Below are 23,543 nucleotides of genomic sequence, written 5' to 3'. Positions count from 1 at the left end.
GGTCTGGGATGGCACGAGGCGACCTTCAGGAGCGCAAGCGCGCGACGATGCGCGCGTGGACACGCTTCGTCGAGAGCGGTGACGCGGCCGAGCCCGTCGTACGCCCCGAGATCATGGACAGCTGGACCCGCTCCGACAAGGTCATCACCCCCGACGTGTCGCAGGCGCCCCTGGCCGACGAGTCCGAGACGGCGTCGATCTGGAAGGACTCCCCGCTGCAGCGCGCAGTGGAGGGCGTCGAGTCCGAGCTGCGCCGCACGGCGGAGGACGGCGACCTCGTGCTCGCGGTCACCGACTCGCAGACCCGCATCCTGTGGACCTACGGCGGCCGCGTGATGCGGCGCAAGGCCGAGTCGGTCAACTTCGTGGTCGGTGGCCGCTGGGACGAGCAGTCCGTCGGCACCAACGCCCTCGACCTGGCCAACCGGCAGGGTGAGCCGTCGATGGTCTTCAGCGCCGAGCACTACGCCTCGATCGTGCACAACTGGGTCTGCTGGGCCGCGCCCGTCGTCGACCCCCACACCGGGCGCCAGCTGGGCGTCATCGACCTGTCGACCACCTGGGACCGCTCCCACCCCATCGGCCTCGCGACCGCGCGGGTGATGGCGCGCCTCATCGAGACCGCCCTGCCGCGCTCGCAGCACCACCCCTCCGCGCTCGACGTCACCGACGACCCCGGCCTCGTCATGACACTGCTCGGCACCGCCGAGGTCCGCTTCGACGGCCAGCGCCTGCTCCTCAACCGGCGCCAGACCGAGATCCTCGCGCTGCTGGCGCTGCACCCCGAGGGGCTCTCGCTCGAGCAGCTCCACGCCCTGGTCTACGGCGACCAGGCGGTGACGTTCTCGACGCTCAAGGCCGAGGTCTCCCACCTGCGCTCCGCCCTCGGCGGCCAGCTCTCCTCACGCCCCTACCGGCTGTTGATGCCGGTCGCCACCGACGTCGACCACGTCCTCACCCTGCTGCGCGGCGGCCACGTCGCCGCGGCCGTCGACGCCTACGGTGGCGACCTGCTGCCCGGCACCAACTCGCCCGCCCTCGGCGACCTGGCCGAATACGTCGCGGTCGCGCTGCGCGAGGCGCTGCTCGCCGACCCCGTGCCCGACGCGGTCTTGCGCTACAGCGAGCTCGCGCCCTACGACACGGCGGTCGTCGAGCGGTGCCTGGCGTCGATCAGTGCCACGAACCACCCGGCCAAGGCGCTGCTGAAGGGCAAGCTGGCTGCGGCCCTGCGCTAGGTGTCCTGCTCCACCGCATTGTCACGCTCGGAGGGCACCGCTCATCTCGCCGGCACATCGACACGACCGCGGACTGTCAGCAGATCCGGGTTTTCCGATGTCCACAACTTCATGAAGTGGACCGCTAGGCGGACCAGCAATGACCACAGCCTGACGCACAGGGGTCGGGCGGCTCAGATCCAGTTCTTGGCCTTGCAGTCCTTGCGCACCTCGACGAGCGACCGACCGCCGTCCTCGCAGGAGCGGAACGAGCACGCGCCGCCGTACTGCCAGCGGGAGCCGTCACGCGGGTTCGAGATGAAGATGTCGCCGGCCGTGCGGGCAGCCCTTCGGCTTCTGGGTCTTGGTCCTGAGTCTTGAACTGGTAGTCCTTGATCTTCCAGTCCTAGCGAGAGAGTCGACCGTGGCCCTGGCTGCGGTCGGGGACTGGTGGTGACAGGTGCGATTCCCGAACCCCCGTCGACCTCGAGCCGTGCGGGTCGCCGACGCCAACCTTCGCCCAACCGACCGACCCTAGGTTGGGGTGACCCGCATCACAGGTCCACCCACTCTTGAGGGAGTCGTACATGACCCGGATCAACCTGACAGTCGACGGCGACAAGGTCGCTGACGACGTCGAACCTCGGATGCTGCTGGTGCAGTACCTCCGGGAGAAGCTCGGCAAGACCGGCACCGTCATCGGTTGCGACACCAGCAACTGCGGCGCGTGCACGGTCCACCTCGACGGCACGAGCGTCAAGTCGTGCAACGTGCTGGCGGTCCAGGCCGACGGCGCCGAGGTCACCACCATCGAGGGGCTCGCCCAGGACGGCGAGCTCCACCAGGTCCAGGAGTCGTTCCGTGAGTGCCACGGCCTGCAGTGCGGGTTCTGCACCCCCGGGATGATCATGCAGAGCATCGACCTGCTGAAGAACAACCCGAAGCCGTCCGAGCAGGAGATCCGGGTGGGTCTCGAGGGCAACCTGTGCCGCTGCACGGGCTACCACAACATCGTCAAGTCGGTGCAGCACGCCGCCGCCCAGGGAGGTGCCCAGTGACCGCCGTCCAGGACGCTCCCACCGCGGAGATCGGCAAGGACCGTCGCCGCAAGGAGGACCAGCGACTGATCACCGGTCGGACCCGCTGGACCGACAACATCACGCTGCCCGGCATGGTGCACCTCGCCATGGTCCGCAGCCCCTTCGCCCACGCGAAGATCACCAACATCAACACCTCCGCGGCGCTGGAGTCGCCCAACGTCGTGCGGGTGATCACCGGCGCAGACGTCGCCGACGAGCAGGGCAGCCTGCCCAACGCCTGGCCGATCACGCCCGACCAGGTCGCGCCGGCCCACCCGCCGATCGCGGTCGACCGGGTCGTCTTCGCCGGCGAGATCGTCGCGGTCATCGTGGCCCGCTCTGCCGCGGAGGCACGTGACGCCGCGGAGCTCGTCGACATCGACTACGAGCCGCTTCCGGCGGCCCTCGACCTCAAGGCGGCCGCGGAGGCGACGCCGGAGAACGGCGGTGCGCTCGCGCACCCCGAGCTCGGCACCAACAAGTCGGCGTTCTGGAAGTTCGACTCGGCCGAGGCCGGCACCGGCGGCAACGTGGACGAGGCGATCGCCAAGGCCCGCACCGACGGGGTCGTCCTCGAGCGCGAATACCGCCAGCAGCGTCTGATCCCCGCCTTCATGGAGCCCCGCTCGACCGTGGTCGACCCGACCGGCGAGCAGATCACGATGTGGTCGGCGACGCAGATCCCGCACATCCTGAAGTTCCTGCTCGCGGCCGTCACTGGCGTCTCCGAGGCCAAGATCCGGGTCATCGCTCCTGATGTCGGCGGCGGCTTCGGCGGCAAGCTCCAGACGACGCCCGAGGAGTTCATCACCTTCCTCGTGGCCCGCAAGCTGGGCAAGCCGGTGAAATACACCGAGACCCGCTCGGAGTCCCTGATGGCCGGCCACCACGGTCGCGACCAGTGGCAGAAGCTGACCCTCTCGGCCGAGAAGGACGGCACCGTCACCGGCCTCAAGGTCGAGCTGCTGGCCGACCTCGGCTCGCACGTCGCGTTGATCGGCGGCGGCGTCCCGGTGCTGGGTGCGTTCATGTTCAACGCGATCTACAAGTTCCCGGCTTACCAGTTCAACTGCCAGACGGTCCTCACCAACAAGACCTGGACCGACGCCTACCGCGGCGCCGGCCGCCCCGAGGCGACGTTCGGCATCGAGCGGATCATGAGCGACCTCGCCGCCGAGCTCGGCGTCGACCCGTTCGAGCTGCGCGAGAAGAACTGGATCAAGCACGAGGAGTTCCCGTTCACCACGGTGGCCGGCCTCGAGTACGACTCCGGCAACTACGAGGCCGCCACGGCAAACGCCAAGGCGATGTTCGGCTACGACGAGCTGCGCGCCGAGCAGATGGCCCGCCGTGAGTCGGGCGACAAGGTCCAGCTCGGCATCGGCATCTCGACGTTCACCGAGATGTGCGGCCTGGCGCCCTCGCGGGTGCTCGGCTCGCTCGACTACGGCGCCGGTGGCTGGGAGCACGCCAGCGTCCGGATGCTGCCCACGGGCAAGGTCGAGGTCCTCACCGGGGCCACCGCCCACGGCCAGGGTCACGCGACGGCATTCAGCCAGATCGTCGCCGACCGGCTCGGCGTGGCCTTCGAGGACATCGAGGTCCTGCACGGCGACACCGCCATCGCCCACAAGGGGATGGACACCTACGGCTCCCGGTCGTTGGTCGTCGGTGGTGAGGCCGTGGTCAAGGCGGCCGACAAGGTCATCGAGAAGGCCAAGGTGATCGCCGCCCACCTGCTGGAGGCCTCCGAGGACGACGTCGAGTTCGCCGGCGGTCGCTTCACGGTCAAGGGCACCGACCAGGGCCTGGCGATGGCGGAGATCGCGCTCGCGACCTTCGCGGCGCACAACCTGCCCGACGGGGTGGAGCCCTCGCTCGACTCCGACGCGACCTTCGACCCAGTGAACTTCAACTACCCCCACGGCACGCACCTGTGTGCCATGGAGGTCGACACCGAGACCGGCCAGGTGACGATGCGCAAGTACGCCGCCTGCGACGACATCGGCAACATCATCAACCCGTTGATCGTGGAGGGCCAGCTGCACGGCGGCCTGGTCCAGGGCATCGCCCAGGCCCTCTGGGAGGAAGCGGTCTACGACGACGCCGGCACCCTGGTGACGGGCTCGTTCGTCGACTACCTGCTGCCGACCTCGGCCGACACGATCAGCTTCGACCTCGACCACACCACCTCGCCGGCGACGACCAACACGCTCGGCACCAAGGGTGTGGGTGAGGCCGGCACGATCGCCTCGACCCCGGCCGTCGTCAACGCCGTCCTGGACGCGGTCCGCCAGTTCGGAGTCCAGGACATCCGGATGCCCTGCACGCCCGAGCGGGTGTGGAAGGCGATCAACGACGCCCGAGGCGGCGCCCAGGCCGAGACCGTCGCGGCAGCCGCACCGCACTTCGACGCCTCCACGGGCATGGAAGGCACCACCGACCGCACGTCTGGAGGCAGCGCATGATCCCCGCACAGTTCGACTACCTCGCGCCGACCACGGTCGAGGAGGCGCTCGCCGCCCTGGGCGAGCACGGTGACGACGCCAAGATCCTGGCCGGGGGGCAGAGCCTGCTCCCCGTGCTGCGGATGCGGCTCAACGCCCCCGAGGTCGTCATCGACCTCGGCAAGATCGACAGCCTGCGGGGCATCCGCGACGACGGCGACGCCATCGTCATCGGTGCGATGACCCAGCACTCCGTCGTCGAGCACGACCCGTTGGTGGAGGAGCACGCCGGGCTGATCCACCAGGCCGTCGAGCACCTCGCCGACGTACAGATCCGACACCGCGGCACCTTCGGCGGGGCCTTGGCCCACGCCGATCCGGCCGGTGACCTCGGTGCCCCGGCGCTGGCGCTGGGGGCACAGTTCGTGATCCAGGGTCCCGGCGGCACGCGCACGGTGGAGGCCGACGATTTCTTCGTCGACCTCTTCGAGACCGCGATCGGTGAGGACGAGATCCTCGTCGCCGTCCGGGTCCCGAAGCACACCGGCTGGGGCTCCTGCTACGAGAAGTTCGTGCGGGTCGCGCATCAGTGGCCGATCGTGGCCGTCGCCGCCACCGTCAAGATGGAGGGCGGCACGATTGCCGAGGCACGCATCGGGCTCACCAACATGGGCAACACCGCGCTGCGGGCCCGTGCGTCGGAGGCAGCCCTGGTCGGGCAGCCGGCGACCGAGGAGGGCGTGGCCGCCGCGGCCGCGCTTGCAGCCGAGGGCACCCACCCGCCCTCGGACCTGAACGGCGAGTCCGCCTACCGGAAGCACCTCGCCACCGTGCTCGTGCGTCGAGCCGTTCTCAACGCCGCAGGGGCCTGACCTCGTGGACCTGACCCATCGCTTCACCGTTCCGACCGGCGTCGAGGAGACCTGGGCGCACTTCCAGGACATTGCCTCGGTGGCGGAGTGCTTCCCCGGCGCAGTCGTCACCTCGGTGGAGGGCGACACCTTCCACGGCTCCTGCAAGGTCAAGCTCGGTCCGATCGCCCTGGTCTACAACGGCTCGGGCACGTTCGTGGAGAAGGACGAGACGGCGCACAAGTTCGTCGTCGACGCCAGGGGCAAGGACAAGCGCGGCAACGGCACGGCCGGGGCCGTGGTCACCTGCACCATGGACGACAACGGTGGCGCGACCGACGTGGTAGTGGTGACCGACCTGGCCATCACCGGCAAGCCGGCGCAGTTCGGCCGGGGGGTCATGCAGGACGTCTCGGACAAGCTGCTCGGGCAGTTCGTCGCGTGCCTGGAGAAGCGGCTCTCCCCGGAGCCACCGGCTGCGGAGCCCGCGGCCGACACCTCCACCTCGGAGGGGGCGGCCTCGCTCGAGGGCTCCCTCGCCGGCAAGCACGCGGCCACTGCGACGCCGATCACCTCGGCGCCGTCGGCACCCCGTCCGGCCCCGGCGCAGGAGGACGACGCCCTCGACCTGGGGGCAGCGGTCCTGCCGATCCTGCTGAAGGGCTACTGGAAGCAGGGCGCGGTCGGCCTCGTGGTGCTGGCGATCATCTTCAGGTGGGTCCGCCGCCGCTGACCCCACTGCCGAGTCGGCGCGATGTTGCAGACCCTGCGACATCGCGCCGACTCGGCACTCGGAGTACCAGACCACTGCCGAGCGACAGCCTCCCCGCGCGGCCGTGCGAAGGCCTAGGCTCCGGTCCATGCGCCGTCTGGTCACCATCGTCATCAGCCTCGTCGTGCTGGTGGGCGTGTTCTCTCTTCCCGCGCTCTTCTACAGCACGGGCGGTGCCGACGACGGCAGCTACGAGGAAACGACGATCACCCGCTACCAGGCCACGTTCGATGTTGCCGACAACGGCGACCTCGATGTGGTCGAGACGCTGACGGTCGACTTCCCGATCTTCGGCAAGCACGGGATCTTCCGCTTCTGGGACCGCACGGATCCAGGCGACGACTCGGCCCGGCGTACGGTCGAGGAGGTCGCGGTGACCTTCGACGGCGGGGACGTGCCGTTCGAGGAGTACCGCGAGCAGGGCGGGCGCTACCAGGTGGCCAAGATCGGTGACCCGGACTCGACGGTGGACATCGGCAGTCACACCTATGAGATCAGCTATCACATCGACGGCGTCCTCATCGAGGGCTCGGGTGCCTCGCCGACTCAGCTCTACTGGAACCTGATCCCGTCGGGCTGGCGCCAGAGCATCGTCGCGGCGGACCTGACGGTGAACCTCCCCGCGCCCGCGGAGGAGGTGCTCTGCACGGTCGGCGTCGGCGAGGGCACGCCGTGCACGGTCGAGGGGGAGGGGACCCAGCAGCTCTCGATCAGCGCCTCGGACCTCGCGCGCAACACCCCGGTGACGCTGCAGACCGGCCTGGACGTCGCGACCCCGGCCGCCGGCAACGCGGTGCCGTGGTCGCCGCGCTGGGACAGCGTGCTGGGCGGCAGCCTCCTCGGGCTCGGGATCATCGCGGTGATCGCGGCCCTCGCCGGGCTCGCCGGCCTGCTGCTCGCGCGCCGCTCCTATGAGTCGAACCCCCAGTTCCCGTTGATGTATGCGCCGCCGGAGGGGATCGGGCCAGCGCAGGCGGCCTACATCTTCACCGAGAAGATCGACCGTGAGGGCTACGTCGCGACCTTGCTGCACGCGGCGGAGAAGGGCGCGATCGACCTGCAGAAGGACGGCGCAGCCTGGACCATCAGCGACAAGGGCGGCGCCCAGGGCTGGACCGGCCTCGACCCGGTCACCACGAGCATCGCGCACCTGCTCGGTGGACCCGGCACGTCGTTCACCGCGGCGCCGAAGGACGTCGAGGCCGGCAAGCGGCTCAAGACCGAGATCGCGTCGTTCGAGAAGGCCACCAAGGACTGGGCCAGCCAGGGGCAGCACCTGGTCTCGGCCGGGCTCGGTGGCGCCGGGGGACTGCTCGTCATCGCCGCCTTCATCGCCGCGATCGCCAACGTCTTCGCCAACCCGTTCAACGTCACCATGCTGGGGCTCGTCCCCGGCGCCTTCTGCGTCTTCGGCGCGCCGCTGCTCAAGACCGGCGCCAGCACCAAGCGCACCAGGAGCGGACGCGACCTGTGGTCTCGTGTCGGGGGCTTCCGTCGGGTGCTGGCGACCGACTCGAGCATCGAGCGCTTCGACTTCTCCGGCCGCCAGGAGCTCTACACCGCCTACATCCCGTGGGCGGTCGCGCTGGGCTGCGCCGACGAGTGGGCTGCGAAGTACCGCACCGAGATGGGCGCGGAGCCGCCCACCCCGAGCTACTTCGGACCCGGCTACGCGGGCTTCTACGCAGGCTCGGCGATCAGCTCGATGGTGAGCGACTTCGACTCCACGGTCGACAGTGCCATCTCGTCCTACCAGGCGACGCAGTCGTCCTCGTCCAGCGGCGGCGGAGGTTTCTCCGGCGGCGGGGGCGGTGGTGGCGGAGGCGGTGGATCATGGTGAACACTCACACCCACGCGTCATCCCATCGAAAGAAGGCACGTCCGTGTTGATCCTCATCGTCGTCCTGGTGATCGTCGTCCTGCTCGTGGGCTTCGTCGTCGTCGGCTTCAACAAGCTCCGCACGACCGACGTCAACGCCGAGGAGGCGCTCGGTGGCATCGACGTCCAGCTCACCCGACGCGCCGACCTGATCCCCAACCTGGTCGAGACCGTCAAGGGCTACGCCGCCCACGAGAAGGGCGTCTTCGACGAGGTGACCAAGGCCCGCGCCGGGGTGCAGCAGGCGGCCGCGGGCAACGACGTACCGGCGAAGGCCGCGGCCGACGCTGCGCTCCAGCAGGCGCTGGTGAAGGTCAACGCCGTCGCCGAGGCCTACCCCGATCTCAAGGCCAACACGAACTTCCTCGAGCTCCAGCGCCAGCTCGCCGAGACCGAGAACCAGATCTCCTTCGCGCGGCAGTACTACAACGACGCCGTCGCCACCCTCAACAAGCTCGTCCTCACCATCCCGTGGATGTTCCTCACCGGCATGGCCGGCGTGCACAAGCGCGAGTTCTACGACGCTCCTGACGCGCACGTCGCCGCGCCCAGCATCGAGTTCTGACCTCGCAGGAGCGTGCGAGGTGCGAGGTGCGAGGTCGCGGCGGCGTCGGCTCAGGCAGCGGCGGACAGCGTCGCGAACTCCTCGTCGGTGAGCTCGATGCCGGCGGCGGCGACGTTGGACTCGAGGTGCTCGACGCTCTTGGTGCCGGGGATCGGCAGCATCACCGGTGAGCGACGCAGCAGCCACGCGAGCGCGAGCTGCGACGGGGTCGCGCCGTGCTCTGCGGCCGCGGCGGCAAGCGGACCGTCGGACTTCGACAGCGCTCCGGTGGCCAGCGGGAACCACGGGATGAAGCCGATGCCCTGCTCCTCGGCGTAGTCGAGCAACGGCTCCGCGTCACGCTTCGCGAGGTTGTAGAGGTTCTGCACGGTTGCGATGGTCGCGACCTGCTGGGCCGCCTTGGTCTGCTCGACGCTGACCTCGGAGAGGCCGATGTGGCGGATCTTGCCCTCGTCCTGGAGCTTCTTCAGCTCGCCGACCTGGTCCTCGAGCGGGACCGAGGGGTCGATGCGATGGAGCTGGAAGAGGTCGATGGTCTCGACGCCGAGGTTGCGCAGCGAGAGCTCGGCCTGCTGTCGCAGGTAGGCCGGGACGCCGACCGGCGTCCAGACACCGGGACCCTGACGGGTGAGGCCGGCCTTGGTGGCGATGACGACGTCGTCGGCGTAGGGGTGCAGCGCGTCCTTGAGGAGCTGCTCGGCGACGACGGGGCCGTAGGAGTCGGCGGTGTCGAAGAACGTCACGCCCAGCTCGACCGAGCGGCGCAGCACGCGCACGGCCCCGTCGTGGTCCTTCGGCGGTCCCCAGACACCCTCACCGGGGAGCTGCATGGTGCCGTAGCCGAGGCGTACGACGGGCAGGTCGCCGCCGATCGCGAAGGTGCCGGAGGGTGCTGCGGTCCTCGAGCCCGTGCTGGTGGTGGTGGTCTCGGTGGTCATGTCACATCTCCTTCTCGGTGCGGTCGCCCGCCCAGGTGGTGTGGAAGGTGCCCTCGCGGTCGGTCCGCTCGTAGGTGTGGGCACCGAAGTTGTCCCGCAGGCCCTGGATCAGGGCGGCAGGCAGTCGGGTGCGGCGCAGGCCGTCGAAGTAGGCCAGCGACGACGAGATCGCCGGGGTGGGGACACCCGCGCGGGCCCCGGTGGCGACCACCTCGCGCCAGGCATCGACGCCGTCCTTGACGGCATCGACGAAGTAGGGCGTCGTGAGCAGCGTGGTCAGGTCGGGCTCGGAGGCGTAGGCCTCCTTGATCCGGTCGAGGAACTGCGCGCGGATGATGCAGCCGCCGCGCCAGATCGTCGCGGTCTCGCCGAGGTCGACCTCCCAGCCGTGCTCCTCGGAGCCGGCCGCGATCTGGTCGAAGCCCTGCGCGTAGGCGACCACCTTGGCGGCGTAGAGCGCAGCGCGCACCTGGTCGACGAAGGTGTCGCGGTCGACCTCGACCCGCTGGTCCTCGGTGGTCGTGGAGAACATCTTCTGCGCGGCCGCGCGCTGGGCGGTGTGGCCCGAGAGGCTGCGGGCGAAGGTCGCCTCGGCGATGCCGGTGATCGGGACGCCGAGGTCCAGCGCGCTCTGCACGGTCCAGCGGCCGGTGCCCTTCTGCTCCGCAGCGTCGCGTACGACGTCCACGAACGGCTTGCCCGTCGCCGCGTCGGTGTGGCGCAGCACGTCGGCGGTCATCTCGATCAGGAACGACTCGAGGTCGCCTGCGTTCCACTCGTCGAACACGTCGGCGATCTCCGCGGGCTCCAGTCCCGCGACGCTGCGCAGCAGGTCGTAGGACTCCGCGATCAGCTGCATGTCGGCGTACTCGATGCCGTTGTGGACCATCTTCACGAAGTGGCCGGCGCCGTCGGGGCCGACGTGGGCGGCGCACGGGGTCCCGTCGACCTGCGCGGTGATCGACATGACGACCGGCTCGAGCACCTCGAAGGCGTGCTCGGAGCCGCCGACCATGATCGAGGGGCCCTTGAGCGCGCCCTCCTCGCCACCCGAGACGCCCATGCCGACGAAGTGCAGGCCCTGGGACTCCAACGCCTGCTGGCGACGCAGGGTGTCGGTGAAGTGCGCGTTGCCGGCGTCGACGACGATGTCGCCCTCGTCGAGCAGCGGGACCAGCTCCTCGATCACGGCGTCGGTCGGCTCGCCGGCCTTGACCATGATGATGATCGCCCGTGGCCGCCGGATCGCAGCGACGAACTCCTCGAGGCTCTCGGTGGCGACGAACGCACCACCGTGCTCGGTCGGCTCGTCACCGAACTCCTCGACCAGCGCGGTGGTCCGGGCGGTCGTGCGGTTGTGCACCGCGATGGTGTGGCCGTGGTTGGCGATGTTGCGGGCCAGGTTGCGACCCATCACCGCCAGACCCGTCATCCCGATGGTCGCGGTCGCGTCAGTGCTCGAGGTTGCCATGACTCCATGTAACTCCGGTGGTCAACCAGGTGTTCCCGACGACCCCGCCGGTCGAGCCGGGTCCCCGGTCGGCGTCGCGTCGTACGACGTGCCCCGACGCTGCAGGGCGCCGGGACGCGACACGGCCTCGCCGAGGGCTCCGACCACGACGACCTCGCTGGCTCGGTCGTGCTGGCGTGCTGGCGTGCTGGCGTCTTCTGAGTCGCTCCCTCGCGAGCTCAGGAGCCTCAGAAGACGTTGAACGGCCGGAACTGCACCGAGATCCGTGGTCCCGCGACCGCGACCTTGGGGACCGCGTGCTCCCAGGTGCGCTGGCAGGTGCCGCCCATAACGACCAGGTCACCGTGGCCCATCTCGATGGCGATCGACTCCCCGCCACCACGGGGGCGCAGGCACAGCCTGCGCGGGTCGCCGACCGAGACGATCGCGACCATCGTGTCGTGGGTGCTGCCGCGGCCGATGGTGTCGCCGTGCCAGGCGACGGAGTCGCGCCCGTCGCGGTAGTAGCAGCACCCGGCCGTGCGGAACGGCTCGCCGAGCTCGGGCAGGTAGTGCTCGGTCAGCGCGTCGCGGGCCTCGGTGAGGACGGGGTGGGGGAGGTCCTCGCCGATCATGTAGGTGTGCACGAGCCGGGGCACGTCGACGAGGCGGTCGTACATCTGTCGCTTCTCCGCCCGCCACGGCACCTCGCGAACCAGCGTGGTGAGGACGTCGTCGGCATCGGGCACCCAGGAGCGGAGCACGTCGAGCCAGGCGCCCTCGGTGAGCTCGCGCCGCTCGAGGCCCTCGAAGGACCGGAGCCGGTGGGGCGGTGCCTCGAAGAGCGTCGTCTGGAAGTCCATGGCCCGACGATACGCGATGCATCGAACACATGTTCGACAGGACGCGCCGGCGGGTCAGGCCGGCCCGGCGCGGCTCAGGCCAGGGCACGCTTCATCTGCGCGACCGTCTCGTCGGCCACCGTGTCGAGCTTGCGGCGGATGACGAGGGGCACGACGAGGTTGCCGAGGAAGCCGAAGTCGAAGTCGGCGCGGTAGTGGATCGATGTACCGCTGCCGGCAGGTGAGGACGGCGAGAAGGTCATCGAGTCGGTCGCGGTGGCGGACTTGTTCTTCCCGCGGAACTGCACACGGACGGGGCGGTCGTAGGTGATCGTCTCGTAGGTCAGCTCGACGCGACGGCCCATGAACTCCGAGGTGTTGGCGTAGGTCGTGCCGAGACCGCCGTCGCCGCCCGTGCGGGTCGTGCTCACGGTGCCCGGGTCCCAGGCCTCGGTGTGGGTGAAGTCCCCGAAGTAGGCGAAGACCTCCTCGATCGGCCTGGTCACGGTGAAGCTGCGCTCGACATGCATGAGACCAACCTACGGAGACGACCCAGGAGCCGGTCCAGCCCAGGGGTGAGTCAGGGGCATGCCCGGTGGCGCATCCTTGGAGCCGCACGGGACCCTGGTGCCATGACGGATGCCCCGCTGCTCGCCGGCCCGGTCGGACGCGTGGCCGCGGCCCGTGTCGAGGACCTCACCAAGACCTACGGCGAGGGCGACGCCCTGGTCCGTGCGCTCGACGGCGTGACCCTGGACCTCTACGCAGGCGAGTTCACCGCGGTCATGGGTCCGAGCGGCTCGGGCAAGTCGACCCTGATGCACTGCTGCGCCGCGCTCGACTCCGCCACGAGCGGCTCGGTGCTGATCGGCGAGCAGCGCCTCGACGACCTCGGCGACAAGGCGCTGACCCGGCTGCGGCGCGACGAGATCGGCTTCGTCTTCCAGTCGTTCAACCTGATCCCGACCCTGACCGCGGCGGAGAACATCCTGCTCCCGCTGTCGATCGCGGGCCGCAAGCCCGAGCCCGGCTGGTACGACGAGGTCGTCGCGACCGTCGGCCTCGGCGACCGCCTGAAGCACAAGCCCAACGAGCTCTCGGGCGGCCAGCAGCAGCGGGTCGCGGTCGCCCGGGCGCTGGTGAGCAGGCCGCGGATCGTCTTCGCCGACGAGCCCACCGGCAACCTCGACTCCCGCTCAGGAGCCGAGGTGCTGGAGTTGCTGCGCAGCAGCGTGCGCGACCACGGCCAGACGGTCGTGATGGTCACCCACGACCCGGTGGCGGCGGCCTACACCGACCGGGTCGTCTTCCTCGCCGACGGGCGGGTCGTCAACGAGCTGCGCGACCCCGACCGTGAGCACGTCATCGAGATCATGACCCGCATGTCCGAACCGGGCGCCTGATGTTCCGGGCTGCCCTCAAGAGCCTGCTGGACCGCAAGGTGCGGCTCCTGATGAGCACGTTCGCGATCGTGCTGGGCGTGGCGTTCGTCGCCGGTTCGCTGATCTTCTCCGACACCCTCAGCCGCAGCTTCACCGCGCTGTTCTCCTCCACGGTGGGGGACGTCGTCGTGCGCCCCGAGAGCAGTGGCGCCACCTCAGGCGGCTTCTCCTCGCTCACCGTCCCCGCCTCCGTCGTCGAGGACCTCGAGGGCCTGCCGGGCGTCGCGCGGGTCGACGGCAACGTCAACGCCTTCGGCGTCTACGTCGTCGGCGAGGACGACAAGGTCATCGGCGGGCTCGGACCGCCGGCCCTCGGCGGCAACTACATGACCGCACCGTCGGCGGGTGGGGCCGGCCTCGAGCTGGTGGAGGGCGAGGCACCGCAGGGCGTCGACGAGGTGCTGCTCGACGACCGCACTGCCGAGAAGGCGGGCTACGTCGTCGGCGACACGGTGCCGCTGCTCACCCCGCGCGGCGCCAGCCGGTTGGCACCGACGCTCGTCGGCGTCGTCGGCTTCCCTGACGGCGGCTCGCTCAACGGGGCCACCCTGGCGCTGTTCGACACCGCCACAGCGCAGGACCTCTTCCTCGACGGGGACGAGGCGTTCAGCGACATCTGGGTCACCGCCGAGGACGGGGTGTCCCAGGCCGACCTGGCCGAGACCGTCGCGGCGGCGCTGCCCGACGACGTGGAGGCCGTCGAAGGTGACACCGCCGCCGACGAGTCGGCCGACGACCTGCTCGAGGCGGTCTCCTTCATCACCACGTTCCTGCTGATCTTCGCGGGCATCTCCTTGGTGGTCGGGTCGTTCCTCATCGTCAACACCTTCTCGATCCTGGTCGCCCAGCGGAGCCGGGAGCTGGCGCTGCTGCGCGCGCTCGGGGCCTCCAAGCGCCAGGTGATCGCCTCGGTGCAGCTCGAGGCGTTCGTCCTCGGGGTGCTCGGCTCGACGGTCGGCATGGGGCTGGGGGTGCTGCTCGCCATGGCGCTGCGCGTCCTGTTCGCGCAGTTCGGGCTCGACCTCTCGGGGCAGCCGCTGGTCTTCGAGGCGCGCACCGTGCTGGCGTCGTACGTCGTCGGGGTGCTGGTCACCATGGCGGCCGCGTGGCTGCCGGCCCGCCGTACGGCCCGGATCTCGCCGGTCCAGGCGATGCGCGACGACGTGGCGCTGACCGAGAGCTCGATCCAGCAACGCTTCTGGCGCGGCCTGGCCCTGGGGGTGCTCGGCCTGGTCGTGCTGGGGCTCGGGCTGTTCTCCGACCTGCCCTACGGCGGCCAGATGACCGGCGGCGGGATCCTCTTCGTCCTGCTGGCCGTGGCCGCGATGAGCCCGGTGATCTCACGACCGTTCCTGGTCGGCGCGCGCGCGCTCTACACGCGGCTGTTCGGATCGATCGGCAACCTGGCCGGGCAGAACTCACTGCGCAACCCCCGCCGCACGACGGCCACGGCCTCGGCCCTGATGATCGGCCTGACGCTCGCGTGCACGATGGCGATCGTCGGTGACTCCGCGAAGGCGTCGGTGGATGCGTCGGTGAGCGACAACTTCGTCGGCGACTACGTCGTGAGCAACGTCTTCGGCGGTGAGTTCAACGCCACGATCGCCGACGAGATGGCGCAGGTGCCGGGTGTCGGCCAGGTCATCCGCGAGCGCTTCCAGCTCGTCGAGCGCGACGGGGACGCACAGGGCGTGGTCGCGACCGACCCGGCCACCATCGACGGGCTGGAGCTGGACCTGCTGCGCGGCTCGACGAGCGACCTGCGGGACGGGACCGTCCTGCTCGACGAGACCTTCGCCGACGAGGAGGGCCTCGCGGTCGGTGACACCGTCGACGTGACGGTGCCGACCGGCGAGAAGTCCTGGGAGGTCGTGGGCGTCTACGCCGAGAACCCGGTCGTCTTCTCCCCGGTGCTGACGACGCTGACGACACTCGTCGACGCGGGCTACGAGCCGGCCGACAACGCGCTCATCGTCTTCGCGGAGCCGGGCGCCTCCGACCTCCAGGCAGGCCTCGACGACGTCGTGGCCGACCTGCCGATCGTGACCGTCAAGGACCAGGCGGCCTTCGCGCAGGAGCGCCGGGAGCCGATCGACCAGTTCGTGCTGATCATCTTCGCCCTGCTGGGCCTGGCGCTGATCATCGCCGTGCTCGGCATCGTCAACACCCTGGCGCTGTCGGTGATCGAGCGGACCCGCGAGGTCGGCCTGCTCCGCGCGATCGGGGTGTCGCGCGCGCAGCTGCGGTGGATGATCACCCTCGAGTCGGTCGTGATCTCGGTGCTCGGCGCGGTGCTGGGGGTGTTGCTCGGCGTCGGCTTCGGCGTCGCGCTGATGTACGCCGTGCGCGACAAGGGCCTCGAGGTCATCAGCGTGCCCTACGGCCAGCTGGCCGTCTTCCTGGCGCTCTCGGTGGTCATCGGGATGCTTGCCGCGATCCTCCCGGCGCGTCGGGCTGCCCGGCTCGACGTGCTCCGGGCCATCTCGACCGAGTGACGTCAACGTGAGATCACGAGACCCTTGCCACAGCGGACTACCCCCATTCGGGGGACGGGAGCGCTGGTTCGGCCCTACATTTGTCGGGTGGAAGAAGCGCTCCTCACCGACGGACGGATGCTGAAGCACGTCCAGGTGCGTGAGTACGTGCGTGCGCTCGTCACCGGAAGCGCCCCCGGCTCACCGGCTCCCTCGGAGCGTGAGCTGGTCCACCGCTTCGGCGTGGCCCGCATGACGGTGCGCCAGGCGCTCGACGCACTGGTCGTCGAGGGGCTGCTCGAGCGCATCCCCGGACGCGGCACCTTCGTGGCCCGCCCGCGACAGTCGGTCAGCCGCATCTCGGGCTACACCGAGGACATGAACCGCCGCGGCCTCCTCGCCGAGTCACAGACCCTCCTCGCCCGTCGCGAGCAGGCCGGCCCGGGCGTCGCCCGCGCGCTCAACATCTCCGAGGGCGACGCGGTCATCCACTGGCGCCGGCTGCGCCGTGGCGACAGCACCCCCGTGTGCATCGAGGACGCCTACCTCAACGAGATCCTGCTGCCCGGCTTCCTCCAGAGCGGCATGCCCACGAGCCTCTACGACGCCCTCGAGCAGCGCGGCCTGCGCCCCACCTGGGCCGAGGACTCCATCACCGCCGACCGGCCGACTGCCGAGGAGGCCGGTCTGCTCGAGCTGCCCGTCGGTGGTGTCGTGCTGCGTCAGTCGCGCCGCGCCATGGCCGGTGACAAGACCGTCGAGGTCTCCCGCTCGGTCTACCGCGCCGACCGCTACACGATGTGGGTCCAGCTCGGAGGGTGAGCGCTGCGGCGGCTACGACGTCCGACCCGCCCCACCTCGCGCCGAGTGCAGCTGACCGAGCGCAGCGGCGACGGTGCCGGTCTCCTCGCAGACCCACACGGGGTCGGGGCCGCCGAGATCGGGCTGGATGTAGAGCGAATGCGATGGGCCGTCCTCGCAGCCGAGGCACAACGGCCAGCGGGCGCGGCTCTCGAACAACGAGTCCTGCACGTCCTGGGCCACGAGCCCGGCCACGAAGACCCCGCCCTCGGGCCACTGCTCTGCCCACCACTTGCGGGCCGCGCAGGCGTCCTCGAGAGCGGACACGGCCTCGGCGGTCGCCTGGTGCCGGGCCTGGAGGTCGGCCAGGACGAGGGCGCGGGCCTCGAAGAACAGGGTGTCGTCCACAGGTCCATTGTGCTCGGGTTTCAAGGCAGGCCGTCCCCGGGCACCACCACGCCATGACCTCCCCCCATCCCAGCCCGACACCAGGCCCGACACCAGGCCCCACGCCGGGCCCCGTCGAGGTGTCCTCCTGGGACGACCTCGAGGCCCTGCCCGCGCGTATGGCCGACCTGGCCCAGCAGGCCGACGAGATCGTGCGCCACGCCCGCGCGTGGGTCTGCCGTCGCGACGGCTTCGAGCCGAGCCCGGTGTGCGTGCTGCGACCGCTCGCCGCAGCCATGGACCCGCTCGAGGCCGCGTTCGCCGAGCTCGGGAGACGCTTCGAGGACCAGTGGCGCGACCTGACCGACGGCCTACGACGAGCGGCCGCGGACCTGGCCGCCACCGACGTCGCGACCGCCCGCGACCTCGGGGGCCTCATCCCTCGCAGCGCCCCATGACGTCCACCACCGCGGCCGCGCTCGGTCTCCTCCCGCCCCGGGAGGGGGAGGCAGAGCGAGCCCACGACGCCACCTTGGAGGCGTGGGACATCGGCCTGTCGGCACTGCGCGACGTCGTCAACCTCGGCATCCGGGCGATCAACCAGGCCGGCGCCGGGCTGTCCGAGCTCCCCGACGGCAGCCTCGAGGAGCTGCTAGTCGTGCCCCTGAGCGGTGACTGGGAGGCGATCGGGCAGAACGCCGTGGCCTGTCACCAGGTCGAGGACGCACTGTCCACGTGGAGCCGTCGCGTCCTCGGCCTCGGGGTCCACGCCGCGCTCGTGTGGCGCGGCGCCGCCGCGTCGGCGTACGTCGTGCGGGTGGAGGGCCTCGCGCTCGCTGGCCTCGCCCTCGCGGTCACCGTCGGTCGCGCGGCGTTGCTCCTCGACGAGGTCGCCGACTTCTGCGAGCGGCTGGCCGTGCGGGTCGAGCGACTCCTGGTCGACCTGGGGGAGACGCTCGCACGGCTGGCCCGCCGCATCCTCACGCGCATCGCCGGGCCGCTCGGCTGGGCGGTCTTCGCCGCCGACATCGCGACCTCCGGGATGGGAGCGGTGAGCGACATCATCGACGACGTACGACGAGTAGCCGACACCATCGACACCCTCACCGCCCTGCAGCACGAGGTCAGCAGCTGGGCGCAGGTGCAGGCCGCGCGACTGGAGTCCTTCGGCGGGCTTCCCGACCTGGTGCCCACGACGCTCTAGAGTCACCGCATGGGCAGAGGGCTCCTCGAGGTGGCGGTGCTGCACTCGCGCGACATCGCTGGCTGCGAACAGGGCGGCGCCGATCGGCTCTCGTTCGCAGTGAAGGGCGCCGTGGAAGGCGCCGTGGAAGGCGACGGCGACGGTCGCTCACCCGACCTCGCGGCGGCCGCCCAGGTCATCCGCGGGACCGAGCTGCCGGTGCGGGTGATGCTGCGGCTCAACGACTCGCTGACGACGACCGGAGGGGAGTTCACCCGGCTCGTCGGGCTGGCGGAGGAGTATGTCTCCCTCGGTGCCGAGGGCGTGGTCTTCGGCTTCCTCGACACCGACCTCGAGATCGACACCGAGACCTGCGTGGCGTTGGCCCGGGCCCTGCCCGGCGTCCCGTGGACGTTCCACCGCGGCTTCGACCAGGCCCTGGAACCGCGCCGCGCCTGGCGCGACGTGGTCCGGCTGCCCGGCCTCAGCGCCGTCTGCTCGGGCGGCTCGCCCCAGGGGCTGACCCACGGCTACGACGACCTGCTGGCCGTGCTCGACAGCGACCCCGACGTCGCGCGGTTCCTGATGCCGGCCGGTGGTCTGCTGCCCGAGCACGTGCCGTGGCTGCTGCGGGCCGGGGTGCGGCAGTTCCACGTCGACGTCCAGGTCCGGCCGGGTGCGACGACCCGCTCCTACGTCGACGCCGACTTCGTCCGCTCCTGGCGGCTCATGCTCGACGACGCAGCCGACCGCACAGGATGACGGTCCTCATCGACCCTCCCGACGCGGCGGGCCACGGCCGGCTCTGGTCGCACCTCGCCAGCGACACCTCCTACGACGAGCTCCACGCCTTCGCCCGGCTCGCCGGGATCCCCGAGCGGGGGTTCGACCGGGATCACTACGACGTCCCGTCGGAGTGGTACGACGCGGTCGTGGAGCTCGGCGCTGCCCCGATCAGCTCACGAGAGCTGGTCGCCCGGCTGATCGCCGCCGGGCTGCGCCGCCGCAAGACGGACCAACTCGGCTGACACGTTGGCCCGGGCCGGCTGCTCCCAGTGCTCGCGGGCGTAGGCGGTGTGGAAGAGGCGGGGCTTGGCGAGAAGGTCCTCCAGGACGGCCGTGCGCCCGGTGACGAACAGGTCGTCGGGCACGTGGAGGTAGTCCACCCGCACGGTCGCGACGTACTCGTCGTAGCGCGCGCGGTCGGAGGCGAGGATCGCGAGGTCGGCGTCGGAGAGCGCGCAGCCGCCGGCGTCGTCGGCCTCGGGGCGGTGGGTCTCGGTGAGCCGCACCAGCCGGGCCACCTCGGTGACGACGTCATCCTGGACCAGCCCGGGCAGCGCCCGCTCGACCCACGCCGCGGAGCGCTCCTCGGCGTCGCGCTCACCGTCGTAGATGCCGTCGTGGAACCACGCCGCCAGCAGGACCGGGTCACGGTCGAAGGTGGCGCCCGCGCCGTCGAGCTCGTCGAGCCGGGTGAGCACCTCCGCGAGGTGACGCAGGTCGTGGTAGCCGCGCGACGGGTCGGCGTAGGCCGCGAGCAGCTGGTCGCGCAGGTCGATCGAGGCGGCGTCGGTCAGCGGCCAGGCCGCATGGAGTTCCACGCAGACCATTCAAGCAAACGGGGCGGCTCAGACCCTCGTCGCGGGCAAGGTCATGGCCGTGACGTGCAGGCGCGGTGACCAGTGGGCGGTGCAGCTCGCCGGCAGGACGATGGCGCCGAGGTCGACCCGACGACCGGTGCGCACCTCGACGTCGGCGATGGCGACGCGCTGCACGTGACGGCGTTCGGGTCCGCCGGAGACCACGACGGTGAGCTCACCGGCGGTGCGCAGGTCCCGCCCCAGGACGAAGTGACCACGGGAGTCGGTGCGCGTTCGCTCGAGCTCGGTGCCGTCGGCGTCGAGGAGCGAGACCGGTGCGGCGAGCAGGCCCAGGCCCGTCGCCCCGTCGAGGACCCGGCCGGTGACGACCGCGCTCCGCTCGACGACGACCTCGGTCACGACCATCGCGTCAACCGCGACCGGGCCCAGCGCGAAGGTGCCACCGAGGACGCCCCGTGAGGGCGCCAGCACCAGGTCGTAGCAGCCGGGGACGAGACCGCTGACCGCTCCGACGCCGTCACGGACCCTGATCGGGTGCTGCTGCCCGGTCCTGGTGTCGACCAGGTTGCCCTGCGCCGCGGGGACCGCGACACCGTCCGGCAGCGTGAGGCGCACGGCCACGGTCGCGGTCGGGGTGTCGATCCGGACGAACGTCTCGGGACGGTCGGCGGCGACGGTCACCTCCGCGACACAGGCCGAGCGACGCGCGTCGTACGCCGTGAGGGTGAGCGCGCCGGCCGGCAGACCGGCGGCGAGGAAGCGGCCGTGGGCGTCGGTCCGCAGCTCCCAGCTGCGTCCGTCCTCGTGCCGGACGTGGACCCGGGCGTGGCGCTCGGGCAGCTCGTCGGCCTCGACGACGCCACGGAGAGGGGCGACCTTCTCGAGCTGCAGCGGCTGCTCGAGCACGTCGCCGGGTCGCAGGTCGAGCACCACGTGGGTGCCGCCGTGCCGACGCGGATCGGCGAGCGGTCGGTCGTCCTCGACGTCGACGCGGTAGCGACCGGGGACCAGGGTGAGGCGGAAGGTCAGGTCGCGCGAGCGTCGCCGCCCCACGACCCGACCGGTGTGGTCGGACCAGGTGAGGAGCGCGACGCAAGGCCCGGGAGCCTCGATCGTGCCGTGGACCACTGCTGGTGCCGTCATGACCGCCCGTCCCCTCCTCGGTGATCACCTCTACATCGGGTGACCCTGGGGTGACATTAGGAAATCGATCCCCTGTCCCTGATCAGGCTGCGCGCAAGAAAGCCTCAAGAAGTGGCGCGCGGGCCGGCGCCCAGGGCCCAGCGGATCGTCCCGGTGGCGACGCCGCCGAGGGCGCGCACCACCGTGCGCTCCGACACCGGCAGCCACGGCAGTCGCAGCGGCAGGCGGCTCCAGCGCGGCATCAACCCGATCCCAGCCGCCATGAGCACGCCGTAGGGGACGCGCGCGGCCAACGGCAGCGGCGGCCTGAAGAGCAGGAAGCGCACGGCCTCGCGGGCCTCGGGGGAGCCGCGCAGCTCGGGACGGTAGGACGCCAGGACGGCGCGCAGCTCGGCCTCGGTGGTCGGCGGGTCGACGACGCCGAGGCGGCGCGCGACCTCGCCGGTCTGGGCGACGTACTCGTCGCGGCCCGCCTGGTCCAGCGGCTCCTTGCCGTAGACCTGGTGGGCCAGCAGGAAGCTGTCGACCTCGGCGACGTGGACCCACATCAGCAGGTGCGGGTCGGACGCCGCGTAGGGCGTGCCATCGGGCATCGTGCCGGTGACGCGGGCGTGGATGGATCGCACGACGTCGATGGACTGCTGGGCGTCGTCGACGGTGCCGAACGTCGTGACCGCGAGGTAGCGACTGGTCCGGTTGAGGCGTCCCCACATGTCACCGCGGAAGCCGGAGTGCTCGGAGACCGCCCGCATCGCGGCAGGGTGCAGGGTCTGGAGCAGCAGCGCCCGGATGCCGCCGACGAACATGGAGGCGTCGGCGTGCACGCGCACGATCGCGCTGTCCGGCTCGAACCAGCGTGGCCCCGGTGTGCCGTGGATGCGCGCCGCGTGGGCAGCGCCGTCGGGTCCCGCGACCCGCAGGAACAGGGCTTCGCCGAGCCGGTCTCTCGCACCACTCACCATCGACACGTCCCCCATGGTGCCAGGGGGCCGTGCATCTGGACCGGAGCGCCGGCTCAGGCCTCGCGCAGTGGCAGCCGCACCGTGAACCGGGCCCCCGAGGTCTCGGAGGTCTCGGAGGTCCCCGAGGTCACCGCCACGCTGCCGCCGTGGATGGTGACGACCTCGCGCAGGATGGCCAGCCCGATGCCGGTGCCGGGCACCGCCTGGTCGACGGTCCGTGCCGACCTGGCGAAGCGGTCGAAGACGTGGTCCTGCTCGTCGGCGGGGATGCCGTCCCCGGTGTCGGCGACGACCAGCACGCACTCGCGGGCCTCCTGGGCGAGCGAGACGGTGATGCTGCCGTCTGCGGGAGTGAACTTGACCGCGTTGTCGAGCAGCTCGCCCACGGCGCGGGTGAGGTCGGCATCGTGGCCGGCGACCACGACGGGACCTCCGGGCAGCTCCACCTCGAGGCGCTGCCCGCGCGCCTGTGCGGCGCAGGCGACGTGCGCGACCGCCCGTCGTACGACGTCACGCAGGTCGACGTCGGGGGCGTCGGCCTGGACCGGGGTCGACCCGAGGCGGGCGAGCATCGCCATGCCCTCCACGAGCTCGAGCATCCGCTCGCCGTTGCGGAGGACGCGCTCGAGCAGGTCCGCCGAGGCAGGCCCACCCGGCCCTTGGTCACGGAGCAGCTCGGTGAAGCCGAGGATGCTCGCCAGGGGCGTGCGAAGCTCGTGCCCGACGGTGGTGAGGAAGTCGTCCTTGGCGCGCTCGAGGGCGGCGAGGCGACGTGCGGCCTCACGCTCGGCGCCGCGGGCTCGCGCCAGCAGGTCGTCGCCGCGGCGACGCTCGGTGACGTCCTCGCCCAGCACCAGGTGACCGGTGGTGGTGCCGCCTGGCTCCCTGAGGGCGCTGATGGTCAACGTGACCGCGCGACGCTCACCGTCCTGGCGCACGCAGGTCCACTCACGGCGACTGAACCGATCGCCCCGGTCGACGTCGTGAGTCACCCGGTCGAAGAGGCCCTGGGCGACCTGGTGCTCGGTGGGGTCGGCTCGGTGCGGGTCGCTCCGCTCCGCCGGACGGTGGAGGATCTGGAGGACCCCGAGGGGCTGCTCCCCAGGGGTGGTCAGGCGCGACAGCGTCAGCCGGGCGGTCGCGAGGGGGCCGGTCCCACCGGCCTCGTGCACCCAGGACGCGAGTCGGCCGCCGACCACCTCGGTGACCGCGTCGACCAGGGCGCTGAGGTCGTCGTGGCCCAGGACGTCGCCGAGGTCGCCACCGACCAGCGGCCCGGGACAGGGGAGGGACCGGCGGGCTGCTTCGTTGGCCGCGAGGACGGTCAGCCCGTGGTGACCGCCCGCCACCAGCACGGCCGGTACCGGAGAGGAGCTGAGCACCGCGAGGAAGGTCTCCCGACCGCGCGCGGTCCGCCGTGCGGTCCGCGGCGAGATGCTGACGGGACTGGGGAGGGAGGGCACCACCCCAGGCTCGGGGAGTCTTCGTCCGAGGTGAAGGGACGCAC

Annotated in this window: 23 protein-coding genes; 14 read left to right on the top strand and 9 right to left on the bottom strand. The window is 71.1% G+C overall.

Annotation, left to right across the window (positions count from 1 at the left end):
• Window positions 1–8 precede the first annotated feature (8 nt).
• The 7 genes from BM204_RS01510 to BM204_RS01475 all read left to right on the top strand — a co-directional run bounded on the left by BM204_RS01510 (window position 9) and on the right by BM204_RS01475 (window position 8,810).
• Window positions 9–1,238, top strand: a complete 1,230-nt coding sequence (locus tag BM204_RS01510; protein WP_091109827.1) for a helix-turn-helix domain-containing protein — start codon at window positions 9–11, stop codon at window positions 1,236–1,238.
• Between the two features lie 566 nt (window positions 1,239–1,804).
• Complete coding sequence (locus BM204_RS01500; RefSeq protein ID WP_091109823.1) at window positions 1,805–2,275, top strand: (2Fe-2S)-binding protein; 471 nt, start codon at window positions 1,805–1,807, stop codon at window positions 2,273–2,275.
• Window positions 2,272–4,764, top strand: a complete 2,493-nt coding sequence (locus tag BM204_RS01495; RefSeq protein WP_091109821.1) for a xanthine dehydrogenase family protein molybdopterin-binding subunit — start codon at window positions 2,272–2,274, stop codon at window positions 4,762–4,764. The genes BM204_RS01500 and BM204_RS01495 overlap by 4 nt, the downstream gene beginning before the upstream one ends.
• On the top strand, window positions 4,761–5,615 hold the full coding sequence (locus tag BM204_RS01490; RefSeq protein WP_091109819.1) for an FAD binding domain-containing protein: 855 nt from the start codon (window positions 4,761–4,763) through the stop codon (window positions 5,613–5,615). Before BM204_RS01495 ends, BM204_RS01490 begins: the two co-directional genes overlap by 4 nt.
• Window positions 5,616–5,619: 4 nt before the next feature.
• On the top strand, window positions 5,620–6,327 hold the full coding sequence (locus tag BM204_RS01485) for an SRPBCC family protein (protein WP_091109818.1): 708 nt from the start codon (window positions 5,620–5,622) through the stop codon (window positions 6,325–6,327).
• 127 nt (window positions 6,328–6,454) lie between these two features.
• Complete coding sequence (locus tag BM204_RS01480; protein ID WP_091109816.1) at window positions 6,455–8,206, top strand: DUF2207 domain-containing protein; 1,752 nt, start codon at window positions 6,455–6,457, stop codon at window positions 8,204–8,206.
• 43 nt (window positions 8,207–8,249) lie between these two features.
• Entirely contained in the window at window positions 8,250–8,810 is a 561-nt protein-coding gene (locus BM204_RS01475; protein ID WP_091109814.1) for a LemA family protein, read from the top strand.
• A gap of 50 nt (window positions 8,811–8,860) precedes the next feature.
• Here the strand turns inward: BM204_RS01475 and BM204_RS01470 are convergent, their stop codons facing one another.
• From BM204_RS01470 to BM204_RS01455, 4 genes are all read right to left on the bottom strand, one after another.
• Window positions 8,861–9,748 carry an aldo/keto reductase gene (locus BM204_RS01470; RefSeq protein ID WP_091109813.1) on the bottom strand — a complete coding sequence of 296 codons (888 nt, stop codon included), beginning with the start codon at window positions 9,746–9,748 and terminating at the stop codon, window positions 8,861–8,863.
• Window position 9,749: 1 nt separating this feature from the next.
• Window positions 9,750–11,219: an NADP-dependent phosphogluconate dehydrogenase gene (gene gnd, locus BM204_RS01465; RefSeq protein WP_091109811.1), complete on the bottom strand. Its 1,470-nt coding sequence runs from the start codon at window positions 11,217–11,219 to the stop codon at window positions 9,750–9,752.
• Between the two features lie 227 nt (window positions 11,220–11,446).
• Window positions 11,447–12,061 (bottom strand): alpha-ketoglutarate-dependent dioxygenase AlkB, encoded by a 615-nt coding sequence (locus tag BM204_RS01460; protein WP_091109810.1) that lies wholly within the window; start codon window positions 12,059–12,061, stop codon window positions 11,447–11,449.
• 74 nt (window positions 12,062–12,135) lie between these two features.
• Window positions 12,136–12,570: an SRPBCC family protein gene (locus tag BM204_RS01455; protein ID WP_091109808.1), complete on the bottom strand. Its 435-nt coding sequence runs from the start codon at window positions 12,568–12,570 to the stop codon at window positions 12,136–12,138.
• Window positions 12,571–12,672: 102 nt separating this feature from the next.
• On the opposite strand from BM204_RS01455, the gene BM204_RS01450 reads away from it, so the two are divergent.
• The 3 genes from BM204_RS01450 (at window position 12,673) to BM204_RS01440 (ending at window position 16,778) form a co-directional block, all read left to right on the top strand.
• Entirely contained in the window at window positions 12,673–13,443 is a 771-nt protein-coding gene (locus BM204_RS01450) for an ABC transporter ATP-binding protein (protein ID WP_091109806.1), read from the top strand.
• The gene (locus tag BM204_RS01445; RefSeq protein WP_091109805.1) at window positions 13,443–15,977 is read left to right on the top strand and encodes an ABC transporter permease; all 2,535 of its coding nucleotides are present in this window, start codon (window positions 13,443–13,445) and stop codon (window positions 15,975–15,977) included. Before BM204_RS01450 ends, BM204_RS01445 begins: the two co-directional genes overlap by 1 nt.
• A gap of 87 nt (window positions 15,978–16,064) precedes the next feature.
• Window positions 16,065–16,778 (top strand): GntR family transcriptional regulator, encoded by a 714-nt coding sequence (locus BM204_RS01440; protein ID WP_246165760.1) that lies wholly within the window; start codon window positions 16,065–16,067, stop codon window positions 16,776–16,778.
• Window positions 16,779–16,790: 12 nt separating this feature from the next.
• Here BM204_RS01440 and BM204_RS01435 read toward each other — a convergent pair whose 3' ends face one another.
• Complete coding sequence (locus BM204_RS01435) at window positions 16,791–17,165, bottom strand: DUF8819 family protein (protein WP_091109803.1); 375 nt, start codon at window positions 17,163–17,165, stop codon at window positions 16,791–16,793.
• 53 nt (window positions 17,166–17,218) lie between these two features.
• On the opposite strand from BM204_RS01435, the gene BM204_RS22485 reads away from it, so the two are divergent.
• From BM204_RS22485 to BM204_RS01415, 4 genes are read left to right on the top strand one after another with little or no spacing between them, the layout of a single operon-like run.
• Window positions 17,219–17,602, top strand: coding sequence for a hypothetical protein (locus BM204_RS22485; RefSeq protein ID WP_170259042.1), 384 nt, complete (start codon window positions 17,219–17,221; stop codon window positions 17,600–17,602).
• Window positions 17,599–18,348 carry a hypothetical protein gene (locus tag BM204_RS22480; protein WP_091109800.1) on the top strand — a complete coding sequence of 250 codons (750 nt, stop codon included), beginning with the start codon at window positions 17,599–17,601 and terminating at the stop codon, window positions 18,346–18,348. Before BM204_RS22485 ends, BM204_RS22480 begins: the two co-directional genes overlap by 4 nt.
• Before the next feature lie 9 nt (window positions 18,349–18,357).
• The gene (locus tag BM204_RS01420) at window positions 18,358–19,089 is read left to right on the top strand and encodes a copper homeostasis protein CutC (RefSeq protein WP_091109799.1); all 732 of its coding nucleotides are present in this window, start codon (window positions 18,358–18,360) and stop codon (window positions 19,087–19,089) included.
• Complete coding sequence (locus tag BM204_RS01415; RefSeq protein WP_091109796.1) at window positions 19,086–19,355, top strand: DUF4031 domain-containing protein; 270 nt, start codon at window positions 19,086–19,088, stop codon at window positions 19,353–19,355. Before BM204_RS01420 ends, BM204_RS01415 begins: the two co-directional genes overlap by 4 nt.
• Here the strand turns inward: BM204_RS01415 and BM204_RS01410 are convergent.
• The 4 genes from BM204_RS01410 to BM204_RS01395 all read right to left on the bottom strand — a co-directional run bounded on the left by BM204_RS01410 (window position 19,287) and on the right by BM204_RS01395 (window position 23,499).
• Entirely contained in the window at window positions 19,287–19,931 is a 645-nt protein-coding gene (locus BM204_RS01410; RefSeq protein ID WP_091110040.1) for an HD domain-containing protein, read from the bottom strand. The two genes, BM204_RS01415 and BM204_RS01410, sit on opposite strands and share 69 nt — an antisense overlap.
• A gap of 27 nt (window positions 19,932–19,958) precedes the next feature.
• On the bottom strand, window positions 19,959–21,074 hold the full coding sequence (locus BM204_RS01405; RefSeq protein WP_143099618.1) for a hypothetical protein: 1,116 nt from the start codon (window positions 21,072–21,074) through the stop codon (window positions 19,959–19,961).
• Window positions 21,075–21,178: 104 nt separating this feature from the next.
• Window positions 21,179–22,036, bottom strand: coding sequence for an oxygenase MpaB family protein (locus tag BM204_RS01400; RefSeq protein WP_091109793.1), 858 nt, complete (start codon window positions 22,034–22,036; stop codon window positions 21,179–21,181).
• A gap of 53 nt (window positions 22,037–22,089) precedes the next feature.
• Window positions 22,090–23,499 carry a PAS domain-containing sensor histidine kinase gene (locus tag BM204_RS01395; protein WP_143099617.1) on the bottom strand — a complete coding sequence of 470 codons (1,410 nt, stop codon included), beginning with the start codon at window positions 23,497–23,499 and terminating at the stop codon, window positions 22,090–22,092.
• Between the last annotated feature and the right edge of the window lie 44 nt (window positions 23,500–23,543).

Source organism: Nocardioides psychrotolerans (assembly GCF_900113685.1).
In the GTDB taxonomy this organism is placed as follows: domain Bacteria; phylum Actinomycetota; class Actinomycetes; order Propionibacteriales; family Nocardioidaceae; genus Nocardioides; species Nocardioides psychrotolerans.
The sequence above is the reverse complement of the archived record's forward strand: the minus strand, read 5'-3'. Positions and strand labels throughout refer to the sequence as shown.